This is a genomic window from Flavobacteriales bacterium (assembly GCA_029248105.1).
In the GTDB taxonomy this organism is placed as follows: Bacteria; Bacteroidota; Bacteroidia; order Flavobacteriales; family UBA7312; genus UBA8444.
Genome location: JAQWJZ010000003.1, coordinates 64944 through 82136 on the forward strand (window position 1 = coordinate 64944; position 17193 = coordinate 82136).

Annotated in this window: 20 protein-coding genes and 5 tRNA genes; all 25 read left to right on the top strand. The window is 34.8% G+C overall.

What is annotated here, in order from left to right; genetic code table 11:
* Nucleotides 1–21: 21 nt before the first annotated feature.
* The 25 genes from P8I29_00380 to rplL all read left to right on the top strand — a co-directional run bounded on the left by P8I29_00380 (nucleotide 22) and on the right by rplL (nucleotide 17182).
* Nucleotides 22–2460: a TonB-dependent receptor gene (locus tag P8I29_00380; protein ID MDG1916258.1), complete on the top strand. Its 2439-nt coding sequence runs from the start codon at nucleotides 22–24 to the stop codon at nucleotides 2458–2460.
* Between the two features lie 4 nt (nucleotides 2461–2464).
* Nucleotides 2465–3382, top strand: a complete 918-nt coding sequence (locus P8I29_00385) for a DUF4249 family protein (protein MDG1916259.1) — start codon at nucleotides 2465–2467, stop codon at nucleotides 3380–3382.
* Nucleotides 3383–3764: 382 nt separating this feature from the next.
* Nucleotides 3765–4337 carry a DUF2851 family protein gene (locus P8I29_00390; protein MDG1916260.1) on the top strand — a complete coding sequence of 191 codons (573 nt, stop codon included), beginning with the start codon at nucleotides 3765–3767 and terminating at the stop codon, nucleotides 4335–4337.
* Nucleotides 4338–4879: 542 nt separating this feature from the next.
* Nucleotides 4880–5902 (top strand): potassium channel protein, encoded by a 1023-nt coding sequence (locus tag P8I29_00395; protein MDG1916261.1) that lies wholly within the window; start codon nucleotides 4880–4882, stop codon nucleotides 5900–5902.
* Entirely contained in the window at nucleotides 5895–6059 is a 165-nt protein-coding gene (locus P8I29_00400) for a PspC domain-containing protein (protein ID MDG1916262.1), read from the top strand. Before P8I29_00395 ends, P8I29_00400 begins: the two co-directional genes overlap by 8 nt.
* Before the next feature lie 5 nt (nucleotides 6060–6064).
* Nucleotides 6065–6961, top strand: a complete 897-nt coding sequence (locus P8I29_00405; protein MDG1916263.1) for an SDR family oxidoreductase — start codon at nucleotides 6065–6067, stop codon at nucleotides 6959–6961.
* Nucleotides 6962–6977: 16 nt separating this feature from the next.
* A complete protein-coding gene (locus P8I29_00410) occupies nucleotides 6978–8489 on the top strand; it encodes an alanine/glycine:cation symporter family protein (protein ID MDG1916264.1) in 1512 nt (503 codons plus the stop codon).
* Between the two features lie 168 nt (nucleotides 8490–8657).
* Nucleotides 8658–9167, top strand: a complete 510-nt coding sequence (locus P8I29_00415; protein MDG1916265.1) for a helix-hairpin-helix domain-containing protein — start codon at nucleotides 8658–8660, stop codon at nucleotides 9165–9167.
* Entirely contained in the window at nucleotides 9136–9663 is a 528-nt protein-coding gene (locus P8I29_00420; protein ID MDG1916266.1) for an adenine phosphoribosyltransferase, read from the top strand. Before P8I29_00415 ends, P8I29_00420 begins: the two co-directional genes overlap by 32 nt.
* 3 nt (nucleotides 9664–9666) lie before the next feature.
* Nucleotides 9667–10806 carry an acyl-CoA dehydrogenase family protein gene (locus tag P8I29_00425; GenBank protein MDG1916267.1) on the top strand — a complete coding sequence of 380 codons (1140 nt, stop codon included), beginning with the start codon at nucleotides 9667–9669 and terminating at the stop codon, nucleotides 10804–10806.
* A gap of 55 nt (nucleotides 10807–10861) precedes the next feature.
* Complete coding sequence (rpsU, locus tag P8I29_00430; GenBank protein ID MDG1916268.1) at nucleotides 10862–11053, top strand: 30S ribosomal protein S21; 192 nt, start codon at nucleotides 10862–10864, stop codon at nucleotides 11051–11053.
* An 85-nt stretch (nucleotides 11054–11138) separates the two neighbouring features.
* Nucleotides 11139–12020: a tyrosine-type recombinase/integrase gene (locus tag P8I29_00435; GenBank protein ID MDG1916269.1), complete on the top strand. Its 882-nt coding sequence runs from the start codon at nucleotides 11139–11141 to the stop codon at nucleotides 12018–12020.
* A gap of 11 nt (nucleotides 12021–12031) precedes the next feature.
* Complete coding sequence (raiA, locus tag P8I29_00440) at nucleotides 12032–12331, top strand: ribosome-associated translation inhibitor RaiA (GenBank protein ID MDG1916270.1); 300 nt, start codon at nucleotides 12032–12034, stop codon at nucleotides 12329–12331.
* 125 nt (nucleotides 12332–12456) lie between these two features.
* Nucleotides 12457–12530, top strand: a tRNA-Thr gene (locus P8I29_00445).
* Between the two features lie 29 nt (nucleotides 12531–12559).
* Nucleotides 12560–12641, top strand: a tRNA-Tyr gene (locus tag P8I29_00450).
* A gap of 13 nt (nucleotides 12642–12654) precedes the next feature.
* Nucleotides 12655–12728, top strand: a tRNA-Gly gene (locus tag P8I29_00455).
* Between the two features lie 10 nt (nucleotides 12729–12738).
* Nucleotides 12739–12810 (top strand) — tRNA-Thr (locus tag P8I29_00460).
* Between the two features lie 68 nt (nucleotides 12811–12878).
* Nucleotides 12879–14066, top strand: a complete 1188-nt coding sequence (gene tuf / locus P8I29_00465) for an elongation factor Tu (GenBank protein ID MDG1916271.1) — start codon at nucleotides 12879–12881, stop codon at nucleotides 14064–14066.
* Nucleotides 14067–14130: 64 nt separating this feature from the next.
* Nucleotides 14131–14203: transfer RNA gene (locus P8I29_00470), tRNA-Trp, on the top strand.
* An 18-nt stretch (nucleotides 14204–14221) separates the two neighbouring features.
* Nucleotides 14222–14413 (top strand): preprotein translocase subunit SecE, encoded by a 192-nt coding sequence (secE, locus tag P8I29_00475; GenBank protein MDG1916272.1) that lies wholly within the window; start codon nucleotides 14222–14224, stop codon nucleotides 14411–14413.
* 8 nt (nucleotides 14414–14421) lie between these two features.
* Nucleotides 14422–14964, top strand: coding sequence for a transcription termination/antitermination protein NusG (nusG, locus tag P8I29_00480; GenBank protein ID MDG1916273.1), 543 nt, complete (start codon nucleotides 14422–14424; stop codon nucleotides 14962–14964).
* 83 nt (nucleotides 14965–15047) lie between these two features.
* A complete protein-coding gene (gene rplK, locus P8I29_00485) occupies nucleotides 15048–15494 on the top strand; it encodes a 50S ribosomal protein L11 (GenBank protein MDG1916274.1) in 447 nt (148 codons plus the stop codon).
* Between the two features lie 4 nt (nucleotides 15495–15498).
* Nucleotides 15499–16188 carry a 50S ribosomal protein L1 gene (rplA, locus tag P8I29_00490; GenBank protein MDG1916275.1) on the top strand — a complete coding sequence of 230 codons (690 nt, stop codon included), beginning with the start codon at nucleotides 15499–15501 and terminating at the stop codon, nucleotides 16186–16188.
* Between the two features lie 14 nt (nucleotides 16189–16202).
* Nucleotides 16203–16724: a 50S ribosomal protein L10 gene (rplJ, locus tag P8I29_00495; GenBank protein ID MDG1916276.1), complete on the top strand. Its 522-nt coding sequence runs from the start codon at nucleotides 16203–16205 to the stop codon at nucleotides 16722–16724.
* Between the two features lie 80 nt (nucleotides 16725–16804).
* A complete protein-coding gene (gene rplL, locus P8I29_00500) occupies nucleotides 16805–17182 on the top strand; it encodes a 50S ribosomal protein L7/L12 (protein MDG1916277.1) in 378 nt (125 codons plus the stop codon).
* Nucleotides 17183–17193 lie beyond the last annotated feature (11 nt).

Below are 17193 nucleotides of genomic sequence, written 5' to 3' on the forward strand. Positions count from 1 at the left end.
ATTATACTCATTAAACTAATAATGATGAAAAACTTCTCTATACTATCTTTTTTGATAGTACTGTCGCTTAGCTCTTTTTCTCAACAAAAGTACACTATTAGTGGTTTTATTAACGACAAGGAAAATGGAGAATCTCTTATCGGTGTAAATGTCTTAGTAAAAGAAAAGCTAGTTGGTACAACATCGAATACTTATGGTTTTTACAGTCTTACTCTTCCTGAAGACACTTATGAAGTATCATTTACTTACATTGGTTTTGAAACGCAAACTAAAAGCATTAACCTAAATAAAAATGTTTCCTTCAACATTGACCTCGGCACAGGTAGCACCGATATTGATGAGGTAACAATAGTAGCTGAGGAAACCGTTGTTGAGCGAACTCAAACTAGTATAGTAGAAGTCCCTGTACAACAAATAAAAAATATACCAGCTTTATTGGGTGAAGTAGATGTGCTAAAGGCTATTCAGTTATTACCAGGTGTTCAGTCTGGAGGTGAAGGTACAAGTGGATTCTATGTAAGAGGTGGAGGCCCTGATCAAAATTTAATTTTATTAGATGGCGTACCAGTATATAATGCTTCGCATTTATTTGGCTTCTTTTCTGTTTTTAATGCTGACGCCATAAAAAATGTAAGACTTACCAAAGGGGGATATCCTGCTCGTTTTGGTGGTCGTTTGTCTTCCGTTCTAGAAATAGATATGAAAGAAGGTAATATGAAGAAGATTGAAGGAGAAGGAAGCATAGGATTGATATCTTCTAAGCTCACACTTCAAGGACCTATCATAAAAGATAAAACCTCATTTATTGTTTCAGGAAGAAGAACCTATATAGATATTTTAGCTCAACCGCTCATAAAAAGTGCTAATAATGGTAACCCTGGGGGGTATTATTTTTATGACTTGAACGCTAAATTAAATCATAAAATTTCTGAGAAAGACAGATTGTATCTAAGTGCATATTTAGGTAAGGATAGATTTTATTTAACGGATAGTAATAACGATGACTTTATAGATCAAGACCTAAATTATGAATCTACTTCAGAAAATGATTTTGGTCTAGATTGGGGAAATGTAACTTCATGCTTAAGATGGAATCATCTTTTTTCAAACAAGCTATTTGCCAATACAACTCTAACATATAGCAAATATCAGTTTAATACATTATATGATAGCAGGAGTTCAACATCAAGCCCTTTTCAATTGACTAAAGATACTGCCCATTTTAATTATTTTTCTGGTGTCAAAGATTATGGTGCAAAAATAGATTTTGATTATTTGCCTAACCCCAATCACTATATCAAGTTTGGTCTGAATTATGTGCGTCATAATTTTTATCCAGGCTCGTTTGAGTTATATCTCAGTACTTTTGAAAGAGATTCTTTAGGTGTCGAAACATATATCGTTCCTTATGATACTACCTTTAACTTTTCGGAAGCATTGGAAAGTAACGACGCTTTCTTTTATCTAGAAGATGACATAAGAGTAAATGACCAACTGAAAATTAATTTAGGAATGCACTTAGGTTATTTCAACACCAATAACAAAACCTATTATTCTTTTCAACCTAGATTTTCATCACGTTTTTTAGTTAATAAAGATTGGTCTATTAAAGCATCGTATGCGGAAATGCAACAAAATATACATCTACTAACTAGTAGCGGAGCGGGTTTGCCCACTGATATATGGGTGCCAAGTACGGATTCTGTACCTCCTCAATATTCTAAACAGCTGGCTATGTCTGTAAATAAAAACTTCCTAAATGGACTATTGGAGGTCAGTATAGAGGGGTATTACAAGCAAATGAATGACTTGATAACACTTAAGCCTGGTGCTGAGATAATTGGCTTTGAAGATTGGAAAAATAAAGTTGATACCAACGGAGTTGGAAGATCTTATGGGGCGGAGTTGTTTGTACAGAAGAAAAAAGGTAAAACAACAGGTTGGATAGGCTATACCTTATCCTTTAGTGAAAGGAAGTTTGAAAACGTAAACTTTGGCAGGTGGTATCCTTACAAATACGATAGAAGGCACGATTTCTCTATAGTTATGGCGCATAAATTTTCAGATAATTTTGACATCGGTCTTACATGGGTTTATGGTACGGGAAATAACATGACTTTTCTTGAGGCAAGATATCCTACCGTAAATATTAATGGTAATACAAATGGAATTGATGAAGGCAGTGTCAACGAAATAGAATATTTCCCAACAAGAAATAATCTGAGATTACCGGCTTATCACCGATTAGATATAGGCTTAAACTTTCATAAAAAAACCAGATGGGGAGAAAGAACAATTTCTGTAGGTGCATATAATCTCTACAATAGGAAAAATCCATTTTTCCTATCTATTAATGACAAGATTCAAGTTCAAAATGGAGTGCCAGTTAGTGCTAGAGTTGTTCAACAAACTTCTTTGTTCCCAATAATACCATCGATTTCATATAAATTTAAATTTTAGACAAATGAAACATATCATATACACTACCCTTATTATTTTTTCATTTGTTTCTTGCGATAATATGCAAACTGTTATTGATGTCGATCTTCCTAAGCACGAACCAAAGCTAGTTGTCAATTCTGTAAATTCAGTTGGGGAAAATTGGAAAGCATACATTAGTGTTTCTCAGGCTCCTTTATCGACTGACAATTTTGTTTTTTTAAGTAATGCAACCGTATTGTTGATGGAAGGTGAAAATGTGATAGATACCTTAGCATATAATGCTTCAAAGCATAGATATGAATCAGACTTAATCGTTCAACAAGGAGCAAATTTTGATATTCGTGTTTCACACCCTATGTATGAAACAATATCTTCAAGTTTATATTCCTTTGAAAGAATAAATATTAAATCTGTTGAAGAATTACAGATGGTAACCAATGATAATGTTAGCTTAAAGTTTACTTTCGATGATCCAGAGTCTACTAATAATTACTACATGATAAATCTTAAAGGCTATTTTCCTGAGCAGGATAATGGAACAGATAGTTTATGGGGAGACTATTACGCTGATAAAGAAAAAATATATTTTGATAGTGATGACCCCTCGTTGAATCAAGGACAGTTTTCAAGAGGTAAAGTGCTTTTTAATGACGTGTTGTTTGATGGGACAACAAAAGAGATTAATATATTATTCAGCAGCTATTTTCTTCTGGAAGGTGAAGGCGCAGATTCCATTCAGTTGAATCTATGGAGTGTAGACTATGCCTTTTATCAGTACTTCACAACTAAAATAGTTCAATCTAATACAGGAGATAATCCCATTTTTAACTCCGAACCTGTAAATGTTTATAACAGTTTCCTAGACGAAAATGAAGAGATTAAAGGATATGGTATTTTTGCTGTATCATCGAAAGATAGTGTTATCATACAAACGGAATAACTTTACTTGATTGCCATGAACGAAATTACTTCATTATATCTGGCAATTTAGTCATTTTGATATCACATCATTATTTACCTCTCTAAATCTGCCATTATCGATTTATTCTGTTGGCAAGCCTAATCATGATGCTGGACCAGACTTTCTTAATGCTAGAGTAAATATTGATGGTTTAGATTGGCATGGCGATGTAGAGATACATGTTAACTCTTCTGATTGGTCCAAGCATAAGCATCAAAATGATAAAAGGTATAATTCTGTAATACTTCATGTCGTATGGCAAAACGATAAAGAAATCAGAAATAATAATGGAGATTGTATTCCATGTTTAGAGCTCAAGCCTTTAGTCGATAACAAGCTGCTCAACTTTTATCAACAATTGATGCATAGTAAGAACTGGATTCTTTGTGAATCCTACATTACACAAGTGGATGAATTCATTGTCAGTCAATTTTTCGAGAGGTTATTAATTGAACGATTAGAGGAAAAATCAAATGTGTTGTCAAAAAAATTGAGGAATTCTAAAAACAATTGGGAATGTATATTTTATCAATCCTTGTGTCAGTCAATTGGCTTAAAAATAAATGCTGAATCTATGCTTAGTTTATCCAACAGACTTCCGTTTAGTATTTTAGCCAAACACAGAAACAATTTATTTCAAATTGAGGCATTATTGTTCGGCGTAGCAGGTTTCCTAAACGATGTCGACGACAGCTATGGTCAATCTCTCAAAAAAGAGTATTCTTTTTTAAAGCACAAGTATGATCTAAAAGAGATGGAGGTTGAACAATGGCTGTTTATGCGTTTACGCCCATCATCGTTTCCAACAGTTAGAATAGCGCAATTGGCAAAGCTCATTTTTAATAATGCTAATTTGTTTTCTAAAGTTGTTGAGGCCAAATCTATTGATAGATTAAAAAAATATTTGAATCCTCTGTTAGTGACTATTGGTTAACTCATTATCATTTCAAGAAGAAATCTCACCATAGAAAAAAGTCGATAGGAATTAACCTTTTTCATAGTATTGTTATCAATTCCGTTTGCTCTCTATTATTTGTTTATGCCAAAGAGAAAGGTAATATCGCTTTTCATGAAAAATCCATACAGTTTTTGCAGGAGGTAAAGGCTGAAAATAATAATGTTGTTAAGCGATTTAATGGTATGGGGTTAGTTGTTCGTAACGCAGCTCAATCTCAAGCACTAATACAACTTAAAAGAAAATACTGTGAAGCTAAAAAATGTTTAAATTGCAACATCGGTAATTACTTGATTACAAAAAATGAATAGTTTGCTAAATTTTTTTGAGAAACAATTCTTCGGAGTTAGCGCATGGTGGGCAAGTAAGTTAGGCTTAAAGCCTTCTTTTGTCCGTTTGTTTTTTATATACTTATCCTTTGTAAATTTTGGAATTCCTTTGTTTTATCTCAGTATGGTCTTTATCTTAAGAGTAAGAAATCATTTTAAATATCGTAAACGACCTAGTGTTTTTGATTTGTGATGAAAAAGAGAATATTTGTTTTTGCCAAAATCTATTATGCAGTTTTTTTTATTCTGTTAATAGTTGTTATTGGCATTTTTGGTTTTATCCACATAGAAAATTACTCTCTTTTGGATGCCATTTATATGACGGTAATCACCGTTTCATCAGTAGGTTTCCAAGAAGTTGTTGAGTTGTCTGAAAATGGTCGATTATTTACAACCTTTTTAATCATCGCAAGTTTTGGTACATTTGCTTATTCAGTATCTGTGGTCACGACCTATATTGTTGGTGGAGAATTCAACATGTACTTTAAAGATTACAAAGTGAAAAAAGAAATTAAAGGAATAAAGGATCACACCATAGTATGTGGTTTTGGAAGAAATGGTTCTCAAGCTGTAGACAAATTAGCTGCTCACAATCAGGAATTTGTGGTCATTGATAATAACCCACAGAGCATTGATAAATTAAGAGATACACAACGCTACTTATTTGTTAAGGGTGACGCTACCCTTGACGAAACATTGGAGTTAGCAGGAATTTCAAGAGCCAAAGCATTAATCTCTACTCTATCTTCAGATGCCGACAATCTGTATGTTGTTCTTTCTGCAAGACAAAAAAAGAATGATTTAATAATTATTAGTAGAGCGTCTTACGATGAATCACTTGATAAATTAAAAATAGCTGGTGCCGATAATGTGATTATGCCTAATAAATTAGGTGGCGCACATATGGCTTCGCTAGTCACAACACCTGATGTTGTTGAGTTTTTAGACAACATTACTTTAGAAGGTAACGCAGAAATTAATCTAGAAGAAATATCACTTAATCATTTGCCTGGCGACTTTCAGAACAAGACCGTCAAAGATTTAAATGCGCGTTTACACACCGGCTGTAATATTATTGGTTTCAAAACACCTGAAGGTAAATATGTAATTAACCCCAGTGCTGAAACCATGCTCATACCGAACTCTAAATTATTTGTTTTAGGGTCTAACGAGCAAATAAAGAAACTTAATAAATTATTAAAAACTCATGATTGAAAAAAAGATTTTAGGAGTTTGCGCTTGGATTGCTGAAAAATTTGAACTTGATGTTTCAGGCATTCGGATGCTATTCATTGTTGCTGCTATTCTTGGTTTTGGTTCTCCCATAATAATATACCTTATTTTATATTTGATAAAACCAAAAAGCCTGTAATTTAAATGAGTAAATCAATTTTAATAACAGGAAGTAATGGATTGCTAGGACAAAAACTTGTTCATTTATTAAAAGAAAAAAACAATGTTATAGCAAGTTCAAAAGGTTCGTGTTTAATTTCTAATCAATCCGATTTTATCTATCATAGCTTAGACATTACAGATGAAGAAGCTATTTTCGAGACATTCGAAAAATACAAGCCAGATGCTGTAATAAACACGGCTGCAATGACGAATGTAGATGGCTGTGAAGATCAAAAAGAGTTGTGTGATAAGATAAATGTTAGGGCTATCGAATACTTGTCTAAAGCATGTGAGCAATATGACACACATTTAATCCATATTTCAACAGATTTTATTTTTGATGGTGAAAATGGACCTTACTCTGAAGACGATATAGCTAATCCTTTAAGTTATTATGGGCTCTCTAAATGGAAGTCTGAAAAGGTTCTTCAAGATTCAAGTTGTAAGTGGGCAATTTTAAGAACCATAATATTGTATGGAACAGCTGAAAACCTACAAAGAAACAACATTGTTCTTTGGGGAAGAAAAGCATTAAAAGAAGGGCAAACATTAAATATAATTGACGATCAATTTCGTTCTCCTACTTTAGCTGAAGATTTGGCTCAAGCATGTCGTTTAGTTGTCGAAAAACAAGCAACAGGAATATATAATGCCTCAGGTAAGGATATTATGAGTATTTATGAAATGGTAGAAAGAATGGCTGATTTTTATCAGTGCGATAAATCTCAAATAAATAGAATATCTTCATCGACTTTAAATCAAAAAGCAAAACGACCACCTAAAACAGGTTTCCTTTTAAACAAAATTATAAATCAACTAGGTTATGTCCCTCATTCTTTTGAAGAAGGGTTAGCACTATTAGAAAAACAAATTAATTAATATCAATTACATCCATATGAAACGTATTTTATTTTTACTATCATCGTTACTTTTCGCTAACTCCCTTTTTGCTGAAGGAACTAACAATTTAGGCGATCGAATAAACGACTTCTTTGTGCCTATTGTAGATGTCATTGCTCAATTTATTTTTTGGGATCCTATTGCCGCTATGGGCTTTGATATTGGAACGTCAATACCAATTGTTGTGGTGTGGTTAGTATTTGGGGCTATCTTTTTTACCTTAAAGATGAATTTCATCAACATTAGGGCTTTTAAACATGCTATAGATTTAGTTCGTGGTAAGTATGACGACCCTAATGACGAAGGAGAGGTATCTCATTTTCAGGCATTAGCGACCGCACTATCAGCCACTGTAGGACTAGGTAATATTGCGGGTGTTGCTGTAGCTATTACAGTAGGTGGTCCTGGAGCTACCTTTTGGATGATTGTGGCTGGATTATTAGGTATGTCATCAAAATTTGTTGAATGCACGCTAGGGGTAAAGTATAGAGTTGTCAATGAAAACGGTGAAGTTTCAGGAGGCCCCATGTATTACCTTAAAAACGGATTAGCAAAATACGGATTTGCAAATGTTGGTAAAGTATTAGCTGTAATATTTGCCATCCTCTGTATAGGCGGTTCTTTTGGTGGAGGCAACATGTTTCAGGCTAATCAGGCCTATGCTCAACTTTCTGGGCAGTTCCCTATGCTTTCAGGTAATGGACCTATGTTTGGTTTTCTTTTAGCCATTTTAGTGGGTACAGTAATAATAGGAGGTATTAAGAGTATTGCCAAAGTCACAGAAAAAATAGTTCCTTTTATGGCAGTTCTTTATGTTGCAGCTGCCTTAGTTATTCTAGTTGTTAATTTTTCAGAAATAGGTAACGCTTTTGCAATGATTATTGAAGGTGCGTTTGCGCCTAGTGCTGCATTTGGAGGTTTTATAGGCGTAATCATTCAAGGATTTAGAAGAGCAGCATTTTCAAATGAAGCTGGTGTAGGGTCTGCCTCTATTGCACATTCAGCAACTAAAACTAATGAGCCAGTCAGCGAAGGCATTGTCTCTTTACTTGAGCCATTTATTGATACAGTAGTAATTTGTACCATGACAGCCTTAGTAATTATTGTAACAGGTATGTCAGGTGTGCAAGGAGTAGAAGGAGCTCAACTTACTTCACAAGCATTTGAAAGTGTGATATCGTGGTTTCCATATGTTCTAGTTATAGCCATATTTTTATTTGCTTTTTCTACTATGATATCTTGGTCATATTATGGGTTGAAATCATGGACTTACTTATTTGGTTCCTCTAAAAAATCTGAACTTGTTTATAAGCTTATATTTTTAGCGTTCATTATAGTTGGATCATCTGTTAAATTAGGTGCAGTTCTTGATTTTTCTGATATGATGATTTTAGCTATGGCATTCCCTAACATATTAGGCTTGTTGATTCTGTCAGGAGAAGTGAAAATAGATTTAAAAGAGTACTTAAACAAAGTAAAAACAGGAGTGATTAAAAAAGTGAAATAATCACTCATCAAGTCCATGAAAAACTTTTTTTATTTTAATTATTCGCATCGAAATGGTATAGTGTTTTTATCTATTGTAGTAATTCTTATGTCTTTTTTCAAAGATGTATAGAGAAAACACACCCCGATTTCTTATGATTTTTCAGCTTACAAAGAAGAGGTTAATCGATTGAGAGAAGAAGATAAGAAGCAAAAATATAATTACAAAATTAAAAACGTAGTTACACAAAATAAGCCGTTGATATATAATAGGCTTAGTGTTGAGGTCAATTTAGCAGACACTACAAGTTTTAAATCATTACCATCAATAGGTACTGTCTTTGCAAATCGAATTTGTAAGTATCGACATTTACTTGTAGGTTTTTATTCAATCGATCAGCTAAAAGAAGTGTATGGAATGGACTCTTTGAGATACGCCACTATCAAATCGCATTTGATTATTGACACCAATCAAATTAAAAAAATCAATATTAATTTTTCAGAAGCAAAAGATTTACGAAGACACCCATACATTTCATACAAGATGGCAAATTTAATTGTTAGCTATAAACAGCAGCGCGGTGTATATAGAACACTAACTGATTTACTCAATTTACATTTGATAGACTCCCTTAAATTCCGTAAAATTGCACCTTATTTAACCACCGATGAAAACGAGTCTGTTAGTCGAATACATTAGGGAAGTAAAAGACTTTCCAAAAGTTGGAATATCCTTCAAAGATATTACCCCCATCTTGTCAAGTCCTGAGGCGTCATCTTTAGTTGTAAATTCATTTGTTGAAATTTTAAAAGATAAAAAAATTGATGCAATTGTAGGTGTTGAAAGTCGAGGGTTTCTATTTGGAATGTTATTAGCTAATGCTTTGAATGTACCATTTGTACCTGTTCGAAAAGCTGGAAAATTACCTGCTGACATAATTTGTGAGGAATATGATTTGGAATATGGGACAGCTAAGGTAGAAATTCATACAGATGCAATAAAAGACGGCTGGAATGTAGTCATTCATGACGATTTACTCGCTACTGGTGGTACGGCTGTTGCAGCCTCAAAATTAGTACAGCGACTAGGAGGAAATATACTATCATTTTTATTCGTTGTGGAGTTGTCCTTTTTAGATGGTAGAAATAATTTGTTAAAATTTTCAGAAGATATTAATTCACTGATAAAATATTAAAGAATGGATTTTAATTACAATGAAAATCAAAAGCTAATCTCAGAAATGATTCGTTCATTTTCAGAAAAGGAAATTGTGCCATTTATGAAAGATTGGGATGACAATCAGACTTTCCCTGTTGCCGTATTTAAGAAATTGGGCGAGTTGGGTTTGATGGGCGTTTTAGTGCCTCAAGAGTATGGCGGTTCAGGTTTCGGTTATGCAGAATACGTTACAGCTATTGAAGAATTAGCAAAAGTAGACCCTTCAATAGGTTTGTCTATGGCGGCTCACAACTCTTTGTGCACAGGTCATATTATGCAATTCGGTAATGAACTACAAAAGAAAAAGTACTTGCCTAAATTAGCAACAGCTGAATGGATAGGAGCCTGGGGCTTAACAGAGCACAATACTGGCTCGGACTCTGGTGGTATGTCCACAACAGCCGTCAAGGATGGTGATGAGTGGGTGTTGAATGGTGCTAAGAACTTTATCACTCACGCTATAAGCGGTGATGTTGCAGTAGTGATTGTAAGAACTGGTGAAAAAGGTGACTCTAAAGGCATGTCAGCTTTTATTGTTGAGAAAGGAACACAGGGCTTTAGTTCAGGTAAAAAAGAAGATAAACTCGGTATGAGAGCGTCTGAAACTGCAGAGTTAGTTTTTGACAATTGTAGAATATCAAACGATAATCTTCTTGGAAATATAGGTGAAGGGTTTATTCAAGCTATGAAAGTCCTTGATGGTGGAAGAATTTCAATTGCAGCCTTATCATTAGGTATTGCCAAAGGCGCATACCAAGCGGCATTAAAATACTCTAAGGAAAGAGTTCAATTCGGCAAGCCAATAGCTCATCATCAAGCCATAGCTTTTAAATTAGCTGATATGGCTACAACCATTGAAGCTTCAGAGTTGTTGATATACAAGGCAGTTGATAAGAAAAACACAAACCAAAAAGTCACATTAGACGGAGCCATGGCAAAGTATTATTCTTCTGAGGTTGCGGTACAAGTTTCAACGGATGCTGTTCAAGTTTTAGGCGGGTATGGATATACTAAAGACTTTCCTGTTGAACGATTTTACCGAGACTCCAAGTTATGTACAATCGGAGAAGGCACCTCAGAAATTCAAAAAATAGTTATCGCTAAGCAAATTTTAAGTTAAGCAGTTGTATGTGAAGTAGATATTTGTATATTTGCAGCCCAATAAAAAACAGAAGATGATTATTATTCCAGTAAAAGACGGAGAATCTATTGATAGAGCACTTAAGAAATTTAAGAAAAAATTCAATATGACAGGTACGATGAAGCAATTAAGAGCTCGTCGTGAATTCACTAAAAAGTCAGTTGAATTGCGTAATCAAAAGATTAAAGCCGCTTACAAAGAGACTTTACAGAGAGAAGAAGACTAAACGTCTTTGCTCCATTTATTTGAGACATCATTTGAATTTTTGATACTATTTTAGTATATTCGTTCAAACCGTTGTCTCTTTTTTTATGCCTTTGATTCAAAACTATCTTGATTACTTACTTTTGGAGAAACGCTACTCCTCACATACGGTAAAAGCATACCGTACCGATCTCAAATTATTTCAATCATACTTAAAAGAGATTTACACTATTTCTATTGATAAAACTAATCATGCAATGATAAGAAGCTGGTTGGTAGAAGAGTTAAATAATGGAAATTCAGCTCGAACCGTAAATCGAAAAATTACGAGTTTAAAATCATTTTTTAAATATTTAGTGAAAGAAGAAGTCATAAAAGATAATCCAACACTTAAGATATCTTCTTCAAAAACTTCTAAAAAATTGCCTCAATTTGTTGGATTAGATGACATGAACAAGTTGTTAGATAAGCTGAACTTTAATAATGAGTATTCAGGTAAAAGAGATAAGTTAATTATTGAAATATTTTATTCAACAGGCATAAGGTTATCAGAACTCATCAATATTAAATTAAAAGATGTTGATACTATAAAAAGCCAAGTTAAAGTGCTTGGAAAGCGCAATAAAGAACGTATTATTCCGTTAACCAAAGAGTTGAAAAAGTCTATCGATAATTATATGGGTTTAAGAATGAACGAAAAAGCAATTGACCGTTCTTATTTATTACTTACAGATTCAGGAAAGAAACTTAATCCAAGTATGGTATACCGAAAAGTAAATGATTTACTAAAGGGTGTAACTACAATTGATAAAAAAAGTCCTCACATACTTAGACACACCTTTGCTACACATATGCTCAACAATGGAGCAGACCTTAATGTCATAAAGGAATTGTTAGGCCATGCAAGTTTATCCGCTACCGAAGTCTATACTCATAATTCGATAGGTAAACTAAAACAAATATTTAATAACGCTCATCCAAGAGCATAAAAAATCACATTATGCAAATCACTATTCATTCAGTACGTTTCGACGCAGACCAAAAATTATTAGATTTTACAACTAAGAAAATTGAAAAATTATTGCAATTTGATGATGAGTTAATATCGTCGGATGTTTTTCTTAGAATAGAAAATGCCTCAGACAAGTCAAATAAACTAGTGGAAGTCAAAGTCAATACTGGTTTTAGTGAGTTGTTTGCAAGTAAAAAATGCGAGTCTTTTGAAGAGGCTGTTGATCTTGTCCAAGAAATTTTGGTAAGACAAGTCAAGAAAAACAAGCATAAAAAGCGCTTAGTTTAGCCTTATTTTCCCCTTAAAATAGATATCATAAAAAAAAACAGTATTTGTTATTTGTGTGAAACAAAAACTTTAATACATTTGCAAACCCTTTTTCAAGAGGGGCTGTTTTTTTATTTATTGAAATTGCCGCTATAGCTCAGTTGGCTAGAGCAGCTGATTTGTAATCAGCAGGTCGTGGGTTCGAGTCCCTCTAGCGGCTCAGTTCTTAGTTTAAGAGCTAATTGTTATGGGGAGATACTCAAGCGGTCAACGAGGACAGACTGTAAATCTGTTGGCTTCGCCTTCGTAGGTTCGAATCCTGCTCTCCCCACATTAACAAATTTGCGGGAGTAGCTCAGCTGGCCAGAGCATCAGCCTTCCAAGCTGAGGGTCGCGGGTTCGAATCCCGTCTCCCGCTCTTAACCTAAGCCGATGTAGCTCAGGGGTAGAGCGTTTCCTTGGTAAGGAAGAGGTCACGGGTTCAATTCCCGTCATTGGCTCAATAGAAATAAAAAAACAGCCTTTCTTTATAGGAGGACTAACTTTAATTAATTAAAAATAGCTAGCTATGGCAAAAGAGAATTTTAATCGTACCAAACCACACTTAAACATTGGTACAATCGGTCATGTTGACCACGGTAAAACTACCTTGACTGCCGCTATTACTAAGGTATTGGCGGACGCTGGATTGTGTGAAGCTCAAGCGTTTGACTCTATCGATAACGCTCCAGAAGAAAAAGAAAGAGGTATAACTATTAACACTGCTCACGTAGAGTATGAAACTGCTAATCGTCATTACGCTCACGTTGACTGTCCAGGTCACGCCGATTACGTAAAAAACATGGTTACTGGTGCTGCTCAGATGGATGGTGCAATCTTAGTTTGTGCGGCCACTGATGGTCCAATGCCTCAAACGAGAGAGCATATCTTATTAGCTCGTCAGGTAGGTGTTCCTGCTGTCGTTGTATTCCTTAATAAAGTGGATATGGTTGACGATGAGGAACTTTTAGAATTAGTAGAGATGGAAGTGAGAGAATTACTTTCTTTCTATGAGTATGATGGTGACAATGCTCCAGTTGTTGCAGGTTCTGCTTTGGGTGCACTTAACGGTGAAGCTCAGTGGGTTGATTCTGTAATGAAATTAATGGAAGCTGTTGACGCTCACATTCCAGAGCCAGTTCGTGATAATGCTAAAGACTTCTTGATGCCTATCGAGGATGTATTTACTATTACTGGACGTGGTACTGTTGCTACAGGTCGTATCGAAACAGGTGTTGCAAACACAGGTGATTCGGTTGATATCATCGGTATGGGTGCTGAGAAATTAGGATCTACAGTAACTGGTGTTGAGATGTTCCGTAAAATCTTAGATAGAGGTGAAGCGGGTGACAACGTAGGTATCTTACTTCGTGGTATTGAGAAATCTGATATCAAAAGAGGTATGGTAATCTGCAAACCAGGTTCTGTAACACCTCACACTAAATTTAAGGCTGAGGTTTATATCTTGAAAAAAGAAGAAGGTGGTCGTCATACACCATTCCATAACAAGTACCGTCCACAGTTCTATTTAAGAACGACTGACGTAACTGGAGAAATTCAGTTGCCAGAAGGTACTGAAATGGTAATGCCAGGTGACAACCTAACAATTACAGTTGAATTAATCAATAAAGTAGCGATGAGCCAAGGTCTTCGTTTTGCAATCCGTGAGGGTGGTAGAACTGTAGGTGCTGGTCAGATTACTGAGATTATCAGCTAGTAATAATTTTTACTAACAGCATTCAAGGGAAAGGTCTAAATTAGACCTTTCCTATTGCTGTTTTACGGGTGTAGCTCAATTGGTAGAGTAGTGGTCTCCAAAACCATTGGTTGGGAGTTCGAGTCTCTCCACCCGTGCAATAAATATTAAATGAAATGGCAAAATTTGTCGAATACATAAAAGAATCAGCTGACGACTTAATGAATAAAGTCTCTTGGCCTACATGGAAAGAGCTACAAAGTAGCTCAATTGTAGTTGCAATTGCTTCATTAATCATTGCACTAATAGTTTATGTTATGGATTTAAGTTTCCGTAATATTCTAGAAGTGTTATATGACTTATTTTAAAAATTGACATGGCAGATAAACACTGGTACGTAGTAAGAGCAATAGGCGGACAAGAAAAAAAAGTTTGCACATATATTGAAAACGAAATCTCAAGATTAAATCTCTCTGATTTTGTTTCTCAAATTCTTGTGCCTACTGAAAAAGTTTTTCAAATAAGAAATGGTAAAAAAGTCAGTAAAGAAAGAAATTTCTTTCCTGGATATATTCTTGTTGAAGCCAATCTTGTCGGTGAAGTTCCTCACATCATCAAATCTGTACCTGGTGTCATAGGTTTTCTTGGTGCTACCAAAGGCGGTGAGCCTGTACCAATGAGAACATCTGAAGTGAATAGAATACTTGGTAAAGTTGATGAGTTGGCTATCACTGACGAAGAAATAGTGATACCTTACGTAGTGGGTGAGTCAGTGAAAGTAATTGACGGACCATTTAACTCTTTCAGTGGTTTCATTGAAGAGATAGATGAACAAAAGAAAAAATTAAAAGTTACAGTAAAAATATTTGGTCGTAAAACTCCTGTTGAATTGAGTTTTATGCAAGTTGAAAAAGAATAAATATTTAAACAACCGATTTTATTTTGTTGAAACATTAATGCTTCCAACTTTCAATAGAATAATATCTTAAACAAACTTAAGTAATGGCTAAAGAAGTAAGTAAAATAGTAAAATTACAGGTTAGAGGGGGCGCAGCTAATCCTTCACCACCAGTAGGTCCTGCACTAGGTGCCGCTGGGGTAAACATCATGGAGTTCTGTAAGCAGTTTAATGCTAGAACTCAAGAAAAGCAAGGGAAAATTGTTCCTGTTGTTATCACTGTTTTTGCTGACAAATCTTTTGAATTTGTTATCAAAACTGCACCGGCAGCAGTACAATTGTTGGAAGCATCTAAAAAGAAAAAAGGTTCTGGTGAACCTAATAGAACTAAAGTAGGTTCTGTAAGCTGGGATCAAATCAAAACCATAGCTGAGGATAAAATGGCAGATTTAAATGCCTTTTCAGTAGATTCAGCTATGATGATGATAGCTGGTACAGCAAGAAGTATGGGTTTAACAGTTAAAGGTGGTACTGCACCACAAAAAAAATAAGGATATGGCTAGAGTTAGTAAAAATACGAAAGAAGCTTCAGCTCTTATAGATAAGGCTACTGCTTACACTCTTACTGATGCAGCTGGTTTAATGAAATCTATTTCTAAAACTAAGTTTGATGCATCTGTAGATATCGCTGTAAAATTGGGTGTTGACCCTAAACAAGCTAATCAGATGGTCAGAGGTGTTGTTACACTTCCACATGGTACAGGAAAAGATGTAAAAGTCTTAGCTCTGGTATCTGCTGACAAAGAAGCTGAAGCTAAAGAAGCTGGCGCTGATTTTGTTGGTCTTGAAGATTACATTGAAAAATTAAAAGGTGGTTGGACTGATGTCGACGTTATTATAACAATGCCTTCGGTAATGGGTAAATTGGGTGCTCTAGGTCGTGTTTTAGGACCAAGAGGTTTAATGCCTAACCCTAAGACTGGAACTGTTACTATGGAAATAGGCAAAGCGGTTTCTGATGTTAAAAAAGGTAAAATCGATTTCAAAGTTGATAAATTTGGTATCATCCACTGTGCAATTGGTAAAGCCTCATTCGATTCGTCAAAATTAGTTGACAACGCTAATGAGTTATTACAAACTATTTTGAAACTTAAACCATCGTCCTCAAAAGGCACATACATGCAAAGCGTATACATGTCATCGACGATGAGCCCAAGTATTCGAATTGATGAAAAATCTATCTAAATCAGTTATTAGTTATGACAAGAGAAGAAAAAAATAAAGCAATTGATGAGCTAAGTGCTCAACTAGTCGAAAATAAAAACTTTTATCTTACTGATATTGCTGGTTTAAATGCTGCAAGTAACAGTGACTTAAGACGTTTATGCTACAAGAGTGATGTCCAAATCCAAGTGATTAAAAACACATTACTTAGAAAAGCAATGGAGAAAAATGACATTGATTTTGCTCAAATGTATGATTCTTTAAAAGGAAATACAGCAATTATGTTTGCAGAGTCAACAAACGCTCCAGCAAAAATTATTAAAGAATTCAGAAAGAAACAAGATAAGCCGCTTTTAAAATCGGCATTTATTGAAGAAAGCTTCTATTTCGGAGACGATCAAGTTGAGGTATTATGCTCACTTAAATCGAAAGACGAATTGATTGGAGAAATTATTACTCTACTACAATCGCCACCGAAAACGGTTATTTCTTCACTGCAATCAGCAGGTGGAAAACTTTCTGGAATTTTAAAAACTTTATCTGAGAGATCAGAATAATAATCTTAGTGATTACGCACCACTAATTTTTTAATGCTTCCACATTAAATAAAATGTATAACAATTAAACTAAATTAAACATGGCAGATTTAAAAGCTTTCGCAGAACAGTTAGTAAACTTGACTGTAAAAGAAGTAAGTGAATTAGCTGATATCTTAAAAGACGAGTATGGAATAGAGCCTGCAGCTGCTGCTGTAGCTGTTGCTGGACCTGCTGCTGGAGGTGGCGGAGACGCTGCTGAAGAGAAATCAGAATTCGATGTAATCTTAAAAGCCGCTGGAGGATCTAAGTTAGCTGTTGTAAAACTTGTAAAAGAGTTGACAGGTCTTGGTCTTAAAGAAGCTAAAGATATTGTAGACGGTGCACCAGCTCCAATTAAAGAAGGTGTATCTAAAGACGAAGCTGAAGCATTAAAAACCCAACTAGAGGGTGCTGGTGCTGAAGTGGAACTTAAATAAGTTTACATTAC